The following is a 13,381-nucleotide window of genomic DNA, read 5'->3' as shown; positions in this document are numbered from 1 at the left end:
ACGCCGAACCGGCGGACGAGGACAGCAAGGAGGTGCGCGATTCTTTGTGGGGGATACTCGTGCCGAGCGGAGGGAGGTCGTGATGGCCGACGCATCGCGGGTGTCGCCCCTGTCCGCCCTGAGCCTGGCCTCGATCCCGCGCACCGTGAAGGCGTCGAGCGCCGCGGCCGGGTGGAGCGCGCTGCTCGTCGAGCGCCACGTCGTCCACGCGCACCGGGACGTGCTCGAGCTGCCTCCGACCCCGGACCGGACGGTCGTGATCGGGCTGCGCGGCGGTCAGCGCCTGGAGCTGTTCGGGTCCGCTCCGCGGCAGGTGCACGCCTACGGCGCTGCGTCGGTCGGCTTCACCGACGGCGGGCAGGGGCTGTCGCTGCGTCGCCTGCCCGTCGACGGGGTCCGGTCGTTCGAGAAGGTGAACCTGTACCTGCCGGCTGCGACGATCGCGGAGGCGCAGGACGCCGTGACCGGGTCGCGGCAGGGAGCGAGGTGGCCCGGCGGCCCTGTGCAGGACCCGGACCTCGCAGCGATGTCGCTCGTCATCCTGCGGGCGGCCGCGCGAGGCGCGTCCGAGCTCTATGCGCAGGCCGCGGCGCACTGGCTCGCCCTCCACCTGGTCGAGCGTCACCTGGGCCTCGAGCGGACCGGGGACCGCGGCCACCGGCGGCGCGACCAGCGGATCGCGGCCGCGGTCGACCTGATCGACAGCAGCTTCGCGCTGCCGCTGACGCTCGACGACATGGCCCGAGCGGCGCGAGTGAGCAAGTTCCACTTCGCGCGGCTCTTCACGGAGGTGATGGGCGTCCCCCCGCACCGCTACCTGGTGCGGAAGCGCCTCGAGCTCGCGGTCGCGCTGCTGACCGACACGGACCTGTCCGTCGCCGACGTCGCGCGACGGACGGGGTTCTCCCGCACCGCCTCGTTCCGGCACGCGCTGGCGGATGCCGGCGCCGGCGCTCCCGAGGCGATCCGTGCGGGTCGCGGGGCCCGTCCGCTCGACGTCGACGCGAGACGCGCGATCGAGCCCGAGGACTGACCGACGAGCGCGTGCCGGCCGGCACGCGCTCGCGGCGGTCGGTGCTCGACGGCGATCAGCGCTCGACCGACAGCAGGTCGGCGAAGCCCAGTCGCGTGACGAAGTCGACCCGCTCGCGCTCGGCGACGTCGAGGACGTCCTGCACGTGCGACTGCGTGAAGTCGACCACCGTGCGCAGCGGCTTCCCACCCACGGGCAGCGCCAGCACCCGGACGATCTCGTCGGCGACGGACTGCGGGTCGGCATCCACGGCGGGGTCGAACAGCGACGCCGTGGCCTCCTCGTTCCGGGCGACCAGCGGGTCGAGCTCGGCGTAGGCGGCGGCTCGGGCGGTGTCGCTCGCGCGACCCGCGTCGGGGAAGTGGTTCGTGCCGGTCGTGAACGCGCCGGGCATGACGACCACCGTCTCGACCCCGAACCGCCCCACCTCGTACGCCGTCACCTGCGCGAGCGCGTCGAACGCGAACTTCGAAGCGACGTAGGGACCGAGGAACGGCGGCACGCTGACCGTCGTCGTGCTCCCGACGTAGACCAGGACGCCGGAGCGCTGCGCGCGCAGATGCGGCAGCGCGGCCCGGTTCACGCGCTGCGCACCGATCGCGTTCACGTCGAAGAGGTGCGCGAGGTCCTCCGCGGTGAAGGACTCCGTGTACCCGACGAGCAGGTGGCCCGCGTTCTGGATGACGACGTCGATGCGGCCCGATCGGCGCACCACCTCCGCCACCGCGGCGTCGGCGGACTCCTGCGACAGGACGTCGAGCTCGAGAACGTGGAGGTCGAGGTCCGCGGCCCGGGCGAGCGAGCGGAGGTCCTCCGCACGGGCCGCGTTCTTGCCCTCGGGGTCGCGCATGCTCGCGTGGACGGTGTGCCCGGCTCGGGCGAGGGCGACCGCGGTGAGGCGACCGATGCCGGTGGCGGCACCGGTGACGAGGACGACGGACATGGAGCGGTCCTTTCCGGCCGCTCGTCCCCGGTCAGGGACGAGCGGCGCCATGGAGGTGACGGGAGACGAAGGCGGCCGCGTCGTCGAGTGCGACGACGGCTTCGTCGACGACCGCGGGGAAGCCCTGGAACACGTGGGGTGCGTGCGGGGTGACCGCGAGCTCGACGGCGATGTCCGCCTCGGCTGCGCGCACGGCCAGCCGGAGGGCGTCGGCGAGGAGGATCTCCGCCGACCCGCACTGCAGCAGCAGCGGCGGCAGCCCGGTCAGGTCGGCGAGCGCGGGGCTGACGAGCGGGTCGGCGGGGTCCGAGCCGGCCAGGTAGTCGGCGGCGCGGGTGCGCAGCGCCGCGGAGGAGAGGGCGGGATCCTGCTCGGCCTTCGAGCCGAGCGTCGACCCGGAGAGCGTGAGGTCGGCCCAGGGCGAGAACACGAACGCGGCGGCCGGCTGCGGCAGCCCGGCGGCACGGGCGGCCAGCAGCAGCGCGAGTGCGAGCCCGCCTCCCGCGGACTCCCCGGCCACGACGATCGACCCGGGGGCGACGCCCTGGTCGAGCAGACCGCGGTAGGCGGCGAGCGCGTCGTGCACGGCTGCCGGGTAGGGGTGCTCGGGGGCGAGCCGGTACTCGACGCTGATGCCGCGGACCCCGGTCCGCGTCACGATCTCGGCGAGCATGCCTGCCGCCCCCCGCGCGGATCCGATCGCGTACGCGCCGCCGTGGAAGAACAGCACGGTGCCGTGAGCGCCGTCGGCGTGCTCGACCTCCACCACCGGGACGCCGCTCAGCACGCCGTCACTTGTGCGGACGTCGTCGGGGAGCGGGTGGGCCGTGAGCAGGCCGTCCAGGAGCGGCCGCTGGACCGCGGGCTCGCCGCCCAGATCGAGCGGCCCCTCCCGCAGCATCCGGGACAGCGCCTCCGACTGCGCGCGGGTCACGCGGCGCCGCCGTTCACGTAGAGCACCTGTCCGTTGATCCAGCGCGCTCGGCCGGCCAGTGCGGACACGACCTCGGCGATGTCCGCGCCCGTGCCGAGCCGCTGCATGGGGTTCGCACCCGCGATCGCGTCGATCGCCGCCTGCGGCTTGCCCTCGCGGAACAGCGGCGTGTCCGTCGGACCGGGGGCGACCGCGTTCACGGTGATGTCGCGACCGCGCAGCTCCCGCGCCAGGATCAGCGTCAGGGCCTCGACGGCGCCCTTGCTCGCGGCGTACGCGCCGTACGACGGGGGCTGCAGCCGAGTGACCGACGTCGAGAAGTTGATGATCGCTCCGCCCGAGCGCACCGCTCGCGCAGCGAGCTGGTCGACGACGAAGGTGCCGCGCACGTTGGTCCGCTGGACCTCGTCGAAGACCGCGAGGTCCATGTCGGCGATCGGGGCGAGCGGCATGACGCCCGCCGTGTGGACGACGACGTCGACGCCGCCGAACCGCTCGGTCGTCTCGGCGAACGCGGCGGCCATCGCCGTCTCGTCCGCGACGTCCCCGCTGACGGTGATGGCGCGCCCGCCGATCCCGTGGATCCGGTCGACGACGTCGTGCGCCCGTTCCCTGCTGCCGCTGTAGTGCACGGCGACGGCGATGCCGTCCTCGGCCAGCCGCAGTGCGATCGATCTGCCGATCCCGCCGGATCCGCCGGTGATGAGCGCGACGCGCTCGGTCTGCTCGGTCATGAGCCCTCCTCGATGTGAACAAGCCGTTCACTTCGACGAGCGTACATAATGATCGACATGTTCACAAATGCAGAGCCGAGCGGCGGTCCCGTCCGGCGGGGTCGTGGCCGGCGGCCGGCTGACGAGGTGCGAGCGGGCGTGCTGCGCGCAGCGGTCGAGCTGCTCACCGCCGAGGGGCTGCCCGCGGTCACGTTCGACCGCGTGGCGGCCGCTGCCGGCTCGAGCAAGAACACCCTCTACAAGTGGTGGCCGAGCGCCGGGGCCCTCGCCGCCGAGGCCTACTTCGCGCGCTCCGAGGCCGCGCTCCGCTTCCCCGACACCGGGGACATCGAGACCGACCTCCGGACACAGCTGCGCTCGTTCGTGCGCCTTCTGACGGCGGACGAAGGCGGGCCGGTGATCCGGCAGCTGATCGGGGCCGCCCAGATGGACCCGGCCCTCTGGAGGGAGTTCTCGCGCAACTACTCCCGCCCCCGACGCGAGCTCGCCAGGGCGGCGTTGGAACGCGCCCGTGCGCGCAAGCAGCTGCGGGAGGGCTTCAGCCTCGACATCGTCGTCGATCAGCTCTGGGGCGCCTGCTACCACCGGCTGCTCATCCCCGACGAGCCGCTGACCCTCGCGTTCGCGGACGAGCTCGTCGACAACGTGCTGCGTGGAGCGCGCGCCGATCCCTGACGGGCGGTCGCCGCCGGCCCGGCGGTCACCGGACCGTCACGACGCTGCGGCCACGGGCGCCGAGGGCTCCGGTCACGCCGCATGTCCGCGATCACCGTCCGCGGCGTCGACGGTCCGACGTCACTGGCCGGTCCAGCCGCTCCGGCTGAAGTCGCCGGGACGACCGGAGCGCCGGAACAGCGCTGCGAGCAGCACGATCAGGCCGATCACGCCGACGATGATCGCGGGCCACGTCAGGCCCCCGATCAGCAGTCCTGCAGCGACCGCGAGCAGCACGATTCCGATGGTCAGCAACCACTTCACGTGTCCATCCTCCCCATGGAGCCCTGCGCGAGCACGTCGCCCCGGAACGACCAGGGACGCCCAGCGGGCGCTCCGCATCGGTCGGCCGACACGGGTCGGCGACACATCACCCTCGCTCGCCGCGCACCGGCCCGTGCGGGGATCCGGCCCGGCCCGCAGGCAGCGGCACGAATTGTTGCCGGCCCGTTCGGCGCTCGAGGGCGGATCCCGTCCGCGTCCGGCGGGGGAGGGGCGGGGGTCCGGGGTGCAGTAGGCATGCATGATGCATGAGCTCGACTCTCCTGTCCGGTCGTCGCTCGACGGTCCGCATCGACACCAGGCGCTCCGTGTCGGACGTGCTGCGCGGTACTGCCCGACCGTGACGCCGTTCGCCGCCGTCGTGGACGACCGATCCGGCGCGGCCTGGAACGATCTCGCCGAGCTCGCGTCCGGCGACGCCGTGGCGCTGTTCGCGACCCCACCGTCCCGGGTGCCCGACCGCTGGAGGATCGAGGCGCACCTGGAGTGCCTGCAGCTCGTCGAGACGCCGACGCTCGCGCTCGCGCTCGGTGGTGCCGCCGACGTCGTGGACCTCGGGCTGGACGACGTGCCGGCGATGCTCGAGCTCGTCGAGCAGACGCATCCCGGCCCGTTCCTCGAGCACACCGTCGACCTGGGCGGCTACATCGGTGTGAGGGACGAGCTCGGTCGCCTCGTGGCCATGGCCGGACGACGGCTGGCCACGGGTGGATGGCGGGAGATCAGTGCGGTCTGCACCAGCCCGGCTCATCGGGGGAGAGGGCTGGCACGACGCCTGGTCGCCATCGCGGCCGCGCGCATCAAGGACGAAGGAGAGCGCCCCTTCCTCCACGTCACCGCCGGCAACCCCGCGATCGCCCTCTACGACGCCATGGGGTTCGAGCTGCGCAGCACGATCGACGTCGTCGTGGTCCGACACGGGGAGTGACCCGCGTGCGGCGGGTCCGTCGTGGCCGCGTCCGCCGCATCGGCTCGCCGCGGCTCAGTCGCGTCTCGTCGTGAGCGAGTTGAAGAGCAGGCTGGTCTGCGTGTCCAGCACGCCGGGGACGGCACGGATGCGTTCGATGGCCTCGTCGAACGTGCCGAGATCAGCGGCCCGGAGGTGCGCGATCAGATCCCAGGCGCCGATGGTCGTGTGCAGCCGTTCGATCTCGGGCAGTCCGCGGATGGTGCGCACGGCTGCTCGGCTCGCGTTCGGAGCGAGCTTGATCGTCGTCACGCCCTGCAGGGCGTCGGCGTCGACCTCGTTGGCGAGACGGACGGTGAACGCCTCGATCACCCCGTCCCGGGTCAGTCGTTCGATGCGTGCGCTGACCGTCGAGCGGTCCACCTCGAGTGCTCGGGCGAGCTCGGTCACCGGCGCGCGCGTCCGTGCGGAGCAGGCCGATCAGCCGTCGATCGAGATCGTCAACCACGCGATCAGCGTATTCGTGAGTCGCGATCTGCGGCACCGCCCTGCGTGAAGCCCGCTGATCGCGTGTTGAGGCCTCACTTCGATGATCCCTCCGGTCGAGGACATGTCCTTGCAGAGGTCCAGCGTCGTCAATCGCTTCGCCGGCCGGGCCGGCGACCGCAACGATCGGGCGATGCTCGGATCGCTGCGTCTCGCCGACGCCGCGGCCGACCGTCTCGAGGTGCCTCTCCGAACGATCGGGTCGCCCTCGCCGGCCCTGTCAGCCGGGTGGGAGGTCGAGCTGCATGCGGCGCTCCCCGAGCTGCGGCAGATGCAGGAGGTGGTGCAGGAACAGCTCGCGGCGGGGCTCCACCCCTTCACGGCGTCGAGCCGGTGCGCCGTCGCACTGGCGACGCTGCCGGCGGTGGCCGCTGCACGCCCGGACGCGCTCGTGGTGTGGTTCGACGCGCACCCCGATCTCAACACCCCGCTCACGACCTCGACCGGGTACCTCGGCGGCCTCGCGCTCGCCGGGCCGCTCGGCCTGTGGGACTCGGGCCTCGGTGCCGGCCTGACAGCCGAGCGGGTGGTGCTCGCCGGGGCGCGCGACGTCGATCCGGCGGAGGACGAGACGATCCGTCGGACCGGCGTCCCGGTCGTACCCGTGGACGACGCCTTCGCGGATCGTCTGACCGATGCCGTCGGCGGGAGGCCCGTCTACGTGCACATCGACTGCGACGTGCTCGAACCGGGCATCGTGCCGACCGAGTACGCCGTCCCCGGCGGTCCTCGCCTCGAGCAGCTCCACCGGGCGGCGGCGGTGCTCGCGCGGAACGAGGTCGTCGGCGTCGAGCTGGGCGAGCTCGAGGACGCGGCCGACCGGCCCGCAGACGTGGACGCCCTGCTCGACGCGCTCGCCCCGCTGCTGCGGCGGTGACGCCGGAGGCGATCCTCCGCCGCGCCGATCGTCCGGCCGCCTCGGCGTCAGAGCGACCAGTCGGGCCACTCCTCCGCGGAGTAGGGGTTGCCGGGCAGGTCCAGCTGCGTCCACTCGGCGGCCCCGCGGCCTCGCCCTTCCTCCCAGGCGGCCTCCAACGCCTCGCGGACGAGCTGCATGAGGAGGTCGGCGGTCTGCTCGACGGTCGGAGGAGGGCGACGCAGCGTCGCGAGCGTCCCCACGTAGAGCTCGTCGACATCGACCATGCCGCACCGTCGCATGATCGATCCCCGGACACAAGGCGAGTCCACGCCGGAGACGACGCGGCGGGGACATTGCCAGGTTCCGGCACCGCCTCGCGGGTCTCCGCTGGACGAGGGTCGCGTCGCGGAGGACTCCGGCGCGCGTGCGAGAGGTCGTCCTCACGCCGGACGTGCCGCTCGGTGCCGAGCCGCCGGGCGTGCTCGTCGCCATCCGGACGACCGCGTCGATCCCCGTGAGCGGACGGACCGGCGGGTGACGGCCCGGTCGTCCGCAGGCGTGCTGGGGCGGCGCGCGATCAGGCCGGTGCAGCGACGACGTGCGGCCCGCGGTGCCCGGCGCCGCACTGCCAGAGCAGGACGTCCCCGTCGCGGACGTCCTCCTGGGTCGCGAACATCGCCCATTCCGAGCAGCCCGCGCGGGGGCACTGCATGGCCTTCCGGACGGTCGACATGAACCGGCATCACCCGAGTTCCGTGGACGGCACCACGACGTCCCGGCTGCGCGCCGAGGTGACCGGGGCGTCGAGGAGCACGCCGTCCGAGTCGGAGAAGATCAGCGCGTTGCCCGCGGGCACGGAGAACATCATGGGTGGGCCGCTCGTCTCGATCGCCTGAGGACACGAGGCTCGCGGATCGGGCTGCGGTGCGCCGGGGAGGCGGCAGTGCCGCGGCTGCGAGCCGGCCGCGAATCGGTCGGTCCGCACCGGATCGGACCCGCGCCTGCGCGGACCCCTGCGACGCGCGATGCGATGTCGCCGGGCGCCGCGGAGCCGGGGGGAGCAGCCGGTCGCTTCGAGCTCGCGACGACGTTCGAGGGCGTCCCGGCCCGTGACGACCTCGGCCTCAGCGGACGCTCGGGAGACCCGTGGAGAGTCGCGGCCGTGACGACGCCGACGACCACGACCACGGGATCGTCCTCGCGGCACGGGGCGGCGCGAGGCCGGGTGCGATGAACGGTTCCCGTCGGACGTTCCGCGGCTGGCTGCGATCGCTCGTCGAACCACCGGCGCCGTCCGCGCCGCCGCCCGAGCCGGCACGCCCCGCGGGGCCGAGCGCGCTCGAGCTGGTCGAGTGGGTGCCGGAGGCGGTTCCGGGCGCACCGAGGGCGATCGCGGAGCAGGTGATCGGCACCTATCGCGCGATCGGTCGCTGGCCCCTGCCGGAGGACTTCCTCGAGGTCGCGGCCGAGCACCAGGGCGTCCGTCCGTCGCCCGCCTCGTTCGACCTGCCGGGCGGCTTCGTGCAGAGCGTCGAGCACCTGCTCCATTTCGAGCCCGACTCGTTCTCGAACCTCGTCACGCGCCGCTTCCCCCTCGAGGGCGTGCTGGACGACGGCGTGATCCCGTTCGCCGAGTGCCTCGGCAGCGACGTGCTCTGCTTCGACTTCCGGGAGGACCGCGACGCGCCGTCCGTCGCCTACTGGAGCGTCGACACGGGCCTGGTGCCGCTCGCGGCCTCCTTCACGGCGTTCGTCGCGCTGCTCCACGACTGACGCGTCGTCACCTGCCGCGCGCGAAGACGCTCGCTGCGGGCCTCCGCCGAGCGGCTCGCCGCACCCGCGCGCGCGGCACCACGGTCCGTCGGCGTCCCTGCATCCTTCGGATGCATCCCGGAAGCCCGTCCTTTCGGCCGTCGAGCGCGGCGCGCGCGATTCCTACCGTCGTTCACGGCCCTGATCGGGGCCGCTTCGGAAGGAGATCCGTCATGACCACGGCATCGGCACGCACCGCACCGGGTGGAGTCGTCCAGCTGATCCGGAGACGCCCGCTCACGGCGTTCTTCGTCCTGGCCCTCGGCCTCAGCTGGATCGCCTGGACGCCCTACATCCTGTCCCGGAACGGGCTCGGCGTCTGGGACTTCTCGTTCCCCGTCGTCCTCGGCACCAGCCAGCTCACGGGCATGCTGTTCGGCGCCTACCTCGGCCCGCTCGGCGCGGCCTTCATCGTGACCGCGATCGCCGGAGGCCGGGCGGGGCTGCGCCGGTGGGCCGGGCGGCTGCTGCGCTGGCGCGTCGCGCCCGGCTGGTACGCCGTCGCGCTGCTGAGCGTGCCGGCCGCGGTGCTGCTCCTCGGCGTGCTGTTCAGCGGCGGTGACGTGCGGGCGCCCAGCGGTCTCGCGCTCGCGGCCCTCGTGCCGTCGCTGGTGCTGCAGATGCTGACCACCGGCCTCGCGGAGGAGCCCGGCTGGCGGGACTTCGCCCTGTCCCCGCTGCAGGACCGGTTCGGTCCGCTCGGCGCGGCCGCGGTCCTCGGGCCGCTGTGGGGCGCGTGGCACCTGCCCCTGTTCCTCACCGAGTGGGGCGGCTGGCCGCAGGTCACCTGGACCCACGTCGTCGAGTTCGTCGCGTTCTGCATCGCGTTCAACGTGGTCGTCGCCTGGCTCTTCAACCGCTCCGGTCAGAGCCTGCCGATCGTGATGCTCTTCCACGTCAGCCTCAACAACACCGTCTCGGTGCTGTGGTCGGAGATGTTCCCGTCCCTCGACGCGGACCGCGCCCAGCTCGCGCTGCTCGTCGGTGCGGTGATCGCCGCCGGCGCCGTGATCATCGGCACCCGCGGGCGGCTCGGGCTGCCCGTCGGCGCCGTCGCGATCCCGGAGCGGCCCGTCGAGGCGCCTCTAGGATCGCGCCCGTGACGACGGCTCGACGGATGCCGAGCGTCCAGGACCTGCTCCTGGCGCTCGGCGCCGGCGCCGTCGCGACGGCGGCGCTCGCGGCGTCGCCGGTGCTGCTGCCGCCCGCGGAGGCGCCGGCGCCGGGCGGGCCCGCGTGGTGGGTGCTCGCGGCCGGTCTCTGGCTCCAGACCGCGGCGCTCCTGCTCGCGCGCGTCCGGCCGAGGACGGTGCTGGTCGCGGTCGCCGCCGTCGCCGCCCTGGTCGGCCTCGTCGCCCCGACCGGGATCGGGAACCTCGCCGACTTCGCGGTGATCGTCGCCGCGGTGCGGACTGCGGCGGCCGGACGCACCGGGCCCCAGGCGCCCTCGCTCCTCGCCGCCGCCGTGCTCGTCGCGATCGGGCAGGCGGCCGACACCGCGGGTTCGGGCGACCTGCCCCTCCTGCCGGCGATCGGCTCGGGGCTCGTCCAGGGGCTCGTCGTCGTGGGCGTGCCCGCCGCCGTCACCTCGGCCGTGACGGCGCGGCGGGATGCGCGCCGGGCGCGCGACGCGGAGCTCGCCGCCGGGCTGCGCGAGCGGGAGGCGCTCGTCCGCGCCGCCGTCGCCGGCGAGCGCACGGCCATGGCCCGCGAGCTGCACGACATCGCCGCGCACCACCTGTCGAGCATGGCGCTCATGACCGCGGCGATCGATCGGCAGATCGACACCGACCCCGCGGCCGCGAAGGCCGGCGTCCGCCAGGTCCGCACGCAGAGCCGCGCCATGCTCGACGACCTCCGCCGCCTCGTCGGCCTGCTGCGCGACGGCGCGGACGAGCCCGACCGGGTCGAGACCCTCGCCACCGTGCGGGAGCTCGTCGAGTCGGCGCGCGCCGCGGGCCGCGCGATCGAGCTGCGGCGGCTCGGCACGGAGCCGCGGGACGTTGGTCCGCTCGCCCAGTTCGTCGGGCACCGCATGGTGCAGGAGTCGCTGGCGAACGCCGCTGTGCACGCGCCCGGGGCGGCGGTGACCGTCGACCTCGACGGCCGGGAGGCGGGGGAGTACGTCGTGTCGGTGCGGAACGCGGCGCCGGGCGCACCCGCACCCGGCTCGAGCGGCGGCTTCGGCCTCGTCGGGATGCGGGAGCGCGCCGAGCTGGTCGGCGGCGCGCTCGAGGCGGGCCCGGACGGTGACGGCGGCTGGGCGGTCCGGCTGGTGCTGCCGCGGGACCGGACCGCGGAGGACGTGCCGTGATCCGGGTCCTCGTGGCGGACGACCAGGCGCTCGCCCGGAACGGGCTCGCGGCGCTGCTCGCCCTCGAGCCGGACATCGAGGTCGTCGGCCTCGCCGCCGACGGCGACGAGGCCCTGCGCCTGGCGCGTCAGCTGGCGCCGGACGTCGCCTGCCTCGACGTGCGGATGCCGGGCCGCACCGGCATCGAGGTCACCCGCGAGCTCGCCGGACCGGACGCCGACGTCCCCGTGCCGGTCCTGGTGCTGACGACCTTCGACATCGACGAGTTCGTCTTCGGCGCGCTCGAGGCCGGGGCGTCGGGGTTCCTGCTGAAGGACGCGGAGCCGGAGGAGATCGTCGACGCGGTGCGGCGGATCGCGTCGGGGGAGGGGACGCTCGACCGGGCGGTGACGCGACGCGTGCTGCGGGAGTTCGCCCAGCGACGGAGCCTGCAGCCGGTGACCGCGCACGGCACCGACCTGCTCACCGACCGGGAGCTGCAGATCCTCGAGCTGCTCGCGCAGGGCATGTCGAACGAGGACATCGCCGCCGCCCTCGTCATCGAGGTCTCCACGGTGAAGTCGCACCTCGCCCGCATGCTGCCGAAGCTCGGCGTCCGCTCCCGCCTGCAGGCCGTGGTCTGGGCGTACCAGAACCGGGTCGTGGAGCCGCCCGGGCGGAACGGCGCGGACCGGAGGGGCGCCCGCTGAGAGCTTTTTGTAGGCGGGTCGTGCCTACGAGACGGAGACGACCGGGAGCGGTCCTGACGCACTGCGGTCGCCGTCGCGCCGGTCGGACCGCGTCCGGCGGGTCGGCTCTCGCCGGCTGCCGGATCAGCCGTTGGTCAGGATCTGCAGGCCCCGGTCCGCCCAGATCCGCGCGTCCGGGTGCTTCGCCGAGGCGATCGAGATCCGGAACGCGGTCCCGTCGGTCGAGACCTCGTAGGCGAGCCTGGCGCCCGACGGCAGCCCGCCGAGGGCCGTGCCACGGAACAGGCCGTCGCTCTCCACCAGGGTGCCGTTCGCGTTCTGCAGCCCGTGCGGGAGCGGCGCCCAGGCGCCGTGCAGCGACTGGATCTGCTGCGCGGTCGCCGAGACGAACGCCTTCATCGCGTCCCGCTCGTCGGTCGGCAGGCCGTCGAACTCGCGCGTGGGGATCAGCGCGCTCGAGTCGGGCTGCAGCGTCGCGCGCTGCACGATCGCGCTGGTGACGGTGGCGGGCGTCTGCGCCGACTGCAGGACGACGCAGGCGATCGCGATCGCCGGCGCCGCGATGCCGACGACCGCGAGCAGGAGCGCCGCGATGGTCTGACGGCGGCGCAGCGCCGAGAACCCGACGAGGGCCGCGATCGCGCCGAGCCCGATGACGATGAACAGGCGCGTGACGCCGTCTCCCGAGGGGACGGCGAGGGCGAGGAGCGCGGCGACGCCGAAGGCGGCCGCGATCGCTCCCGCGTGGTTCGGGCGGGCCCGCGGCAGGGTCCGCGACCCGGTCGCCGAGCTCAGATCCCAGACCCGGGCGCCGTCGTGGTGCACGGGGCTCGGTCGCTGGATGGTCGTGCCCTGCATGGGACACCACTCTGGAGGGGCGCGGACCGGCGCGCGCCCCCCGGTTCAGGTGAGGATCCGCGCATCCACGCAGTCGCGCTCTGCGCATTCGTGAAGGGCGACCTCCTCGATCGGGTCCCGCCGTGCGGTCGGGCGACGCGGCGTCAGCTGCCGGGGCCGAGCAGCAGCGCCGTGGCGGCGAGCGCCCCGCCGATGATGAACAGGGCCGTGCCCCACTGCATCGTGCGCGTCTTGTTGCGGTCGGCCGTCGGCACGTCGACCTCGAGGATCGGGCAGCCGGACCAGCCGAGCAGCCCGATGCTGAGCACCACGACGAGCGCCCCGACCCACCAGAGCAGCTGATCGGGCGCGGGCAGCCGCGCCGGGCGCCAGCCCGACGCGAGCACGAGGCCGAGGACGACGCCGACCGTGCCCACCGCGACCGAGAACCACACGGTGCCGGTCCGCATGATCCGCTGCACGTTGACCTCGGGCGTCATCAGGTCGTGCAGGCCCTGCGCCGGTTCGTGCTGCTCGTGCGTGGTGGTCATCGGTGCGGTCTCCCAAGGGGTGCGTCGGTCCGCGTCCTGGACGCGGGCGCAGCGACCATCGTGCGCCTCCAACGCAGGCCGTCTCCCGGGTGCGGGAGGTCGTCGCCGAGCGCGACCGTCTCGCACTCGCCGCGGCGAGCTGCGGACTGGGGGCGCATCCCCGTCGGACGCGCCGATGCAGGCCGAGAGCCAGGCGCCGGACGGGATCCTGCCGACGCGGACGCCG

16 protein-coding genes are annotated in these 13,381 nt (G+C 74.1%); 8 read left to right on the top strand and 8 right to left on the bottom strand.

All coding sequences use genetic code 11. The annotated features are described in order from the left end of the window. Positions 1-82 precede the first annotated feature (82 nt). Positions 83-1,033 carry a helix-turn-helix domain-containing protein gene (locus tag D1781_RS14515; RefSeq protein ID WP_119482928.1) on the top strand — a complete coding sequence of 317 codons (951 nt, stop codon included), beginning with the start codon at positions 83-85 and terminating at the stop codon, positions 1,031-1,033. A 55-nt stretch (positions 1,034-1,088) separates the two neighbouring features. Here the strand turns inward: D1781_RS14515 and D1781_RS14510 are convergent, their stop codons facing one another. The 3 genes from D1781_RS14510 to D1781_RS14500 are packed head-to-tail and all read right to left on the bottom strand — an operon-like array spanning position 1,089 to position 3,644. Then, on the bottom strand, positions 1,089-1,976 hold the full coding sequence (locus D1781_RS14510; protein WP_119482927.1) for an SDR family oxidoreductase: 888 nt from the start codon (positions 1,974-1,976) through the stop codon (positions 1,089-1,091). Between the two features lie 31 nt (positions 1,977-2,007). Further along, positions 2,008-2,910: an alpha/beta hydrolase fold domain-containing protein gene (locus D1781_RS14505; RefSeq protein WP_119482926.1), complete on the bottom strand. Its 903-nt coding sequence runs from the start codon at positions 2,908-2,910 to the stop codon at positions 2,008-2,010. After that, positions 2,907-3,644 carry an SDR family oxidoreductase gene (locus D1781_RS14500; protein WP_119482925.1) on the bottom strand — a complete coding sequence of 246 codons (738 nt, stop codon included), beginning with the start codon at positions 3,642-3,644 and terminating at the stop codon, positions 2,907-2,909. The genes D1781_RS14505 and D1781_RS14500 overlap by 4 nt, the downstream gene beginning before the upstream one ends. Positions 3,645-3,782: 138 nt before the next feature. On the opposite strand from D1781_RS14500, the gene D1781_RS14495 reads away from it, so the two are divergent. After that, on the top strand, positions 3,783-4,319 hold the full coding sequence (locus tag D1781_RS14495) for a TetR/AcrR family transcriptional regulator (protein ID WP_233551361.1): 537 nt from the start codon (positions 3,783-3,785) through the stop codon (positions 4,317-4,319). A 120-nt stretch (positions 4,320-4,439) separates the two neighbouring features. On the opposite strand, the gene D1781_RS14490 is transcribed toward D1781_RS14495, so the two are convergent. Then, positions 4,440-4,622, bottom strand: coding sequence for a hypothetical protein (locus D1781_RS14490; protein ID WP_119482924.1), 183 nt, complete (start codon positions 4,620-4,622; stop codon positions 4,440-4,442). Between the two features lie 358 nt (positions 4,623-4,980). Here D1781_RS14490 and D1781_RS14485 point away from each other — a divergent pair, with 358 nt between their 5' ends. Continuing rightward, the gene (locus D1781_RS14485; RefSeq protein WP_233551360.1) at positions 4,981-5,568 is read left to right on the top strand and encodes a GNAT family N-acetyltransferase; all 588 of its coding nucleotides are present in this window, start codon (positions 4,981-4,983) and stop codon (positions 5,566-5,568) included. Positions 5,569-5,622: 54 nt separating this feature from the next. Here D1781_RS14485 and D1781_RS14480 read toward each other — a convergent pair whose 3' ends face one another. Further along, positions 5,623-5,997, bottom strand: a complete 375-nt coding sequence (locus D1781_RS14480) for an Lrp/AsnC family transcriptional regulator (protein ID WP_199706619.1) — start codon at positions 5,995-5,997, stop codon at positions 5,623-5,625. A 160-nt stretch (positions 5,998-6,157) separates the two neighbouring features. Between D1781_RS14480 and D1781_RS14475 the strand changes: the two genes are divergently transcribed. Then, complete coding sequence (locus tag D1781_RS14475) at positions 6,158-6,970, top strand: arginase family protein (protein WP_119483378.1); 813 nt, start codon at positions 6,158-6,160, stop codon at positions 6,968-6,970. A 47-nt stretch (positions 6,971-7,017) separates the two neighbouring features. Here D1781_RS14475 and D1781_RS14470 read toward each other — a convergent pair whose 3' ends face one another. Beyond that, entirely contained in the window at positions 7,018-7,236 is a 219-nt protein-coding gene (locus D1781_RS14470) for a hypothetical protein (RefSeq protein ID WP_119482922.1), read from the bottom strand. Between the two features lie 946 nt (positions 7,237-8,182). Between D1781_RS14470 and D1781_RS14465 the strand changes: the two genes are divergently transcribed. The 4 genes from D1781_RS14465 to D1781_RS14450 all read left to right on the top strand — a co-directional run bounded on the left by D1781_RS14465 (position 8,183) and on the right by D1781_RS14450 (position 11,767). Beyond that, positions 8,183-8,725 carry an SMI1/KNR4 family protein gene (locus tag D1781_RS14465; RefSeq protein ID WP_147392110.1) on the top strand — a complete coding sequence of 181 codons (543 nt, stop codon included), beginning with the start codon at positions 8,183-8,185 and terminating at the stop codon, positions 8,723-8,725. A 212-nt stretch (positions 8,726-8,937) separates the two neighbouring features. Continuing rightward, positions 8,938-9,867 carry a CPBP family intramembrane glutamic endopeptidase gene (locus D1781_RS14460; protein ID WP_119482920.1) on the top strand — a complete coding sequence of 310 codons (930 nt, stop codon included), beginning with the start codon at positions 8,938-8,940 and terminating at the stop codon, positions 9,865-9,867. Beyond that, the gene (locus D1781_RS14455) at positions 9,864-11,078 is read left to right on the top strand and encodes a sensor histidine kinase (RefSeq protein ID WP_119482919.1); all 1,215 of its coding nucleotides are present in this window, start codon (positions 9,864-9,866) and stop codon (positions 11,076-11,078) included. The genes D1781_RS14460 and D1781_RS14455 overlap by 4 nt, the downstream gene beginning before the upstream one ends. Further along, positions 11,075-11,767, top strand: a complete 693-nt coding sequence (locus D1781_RS14450; RefSeq protein WP_119482918.1) for a response regulator — start codon at positions 11,075-11,077, stop codon at positions 11,765-11,767. Before D1781_RS14455 ends, D1781_RS14450 begins: the two co-directional genes overlap by 4 nt. Positions 11,768-11,890: 123 nt before the next feature. On the opposite strand, the gene D1781_RS14445 is transcribed toward D1781_RS14450, so the two are convergent. Beyond that, positions 11,891-12,625, bottom strand: coding sequence for a hypothetical protein (locus D1781_RS14445; RefSeq protein ID WP_119482917.1), 735 nt, complete (start codon positions 12,623-12,625; stop codon positions 11,891-11,893). 143 nt (positions 12,626-12,768) lie between these two features. After that, entirely contained in the window at positions 12,769-13,155 is a 387-nt protein-coding gene (locus D1781_RS14440) for a hypothetical protein (protein ID WP_119482916.1), read from the bottom strand. Between the last annotated feature and the right edge of the window lie 226 nt (positions 13,156-13,381).

It is taken from the genome of Amnibacterium setariae (genome assembly GCF_003581425.1).
Taxonomy (GTDB): domain Bacteria; phylum Actinomycetota; class Actinomycetes; order Actinomycetales; family Microbacteriaceae; genus Amnibacterium; species Amnibacterium setariae.
This window is presented reverse-complemented; position numbering and strand designations above follow the sequence as displayed.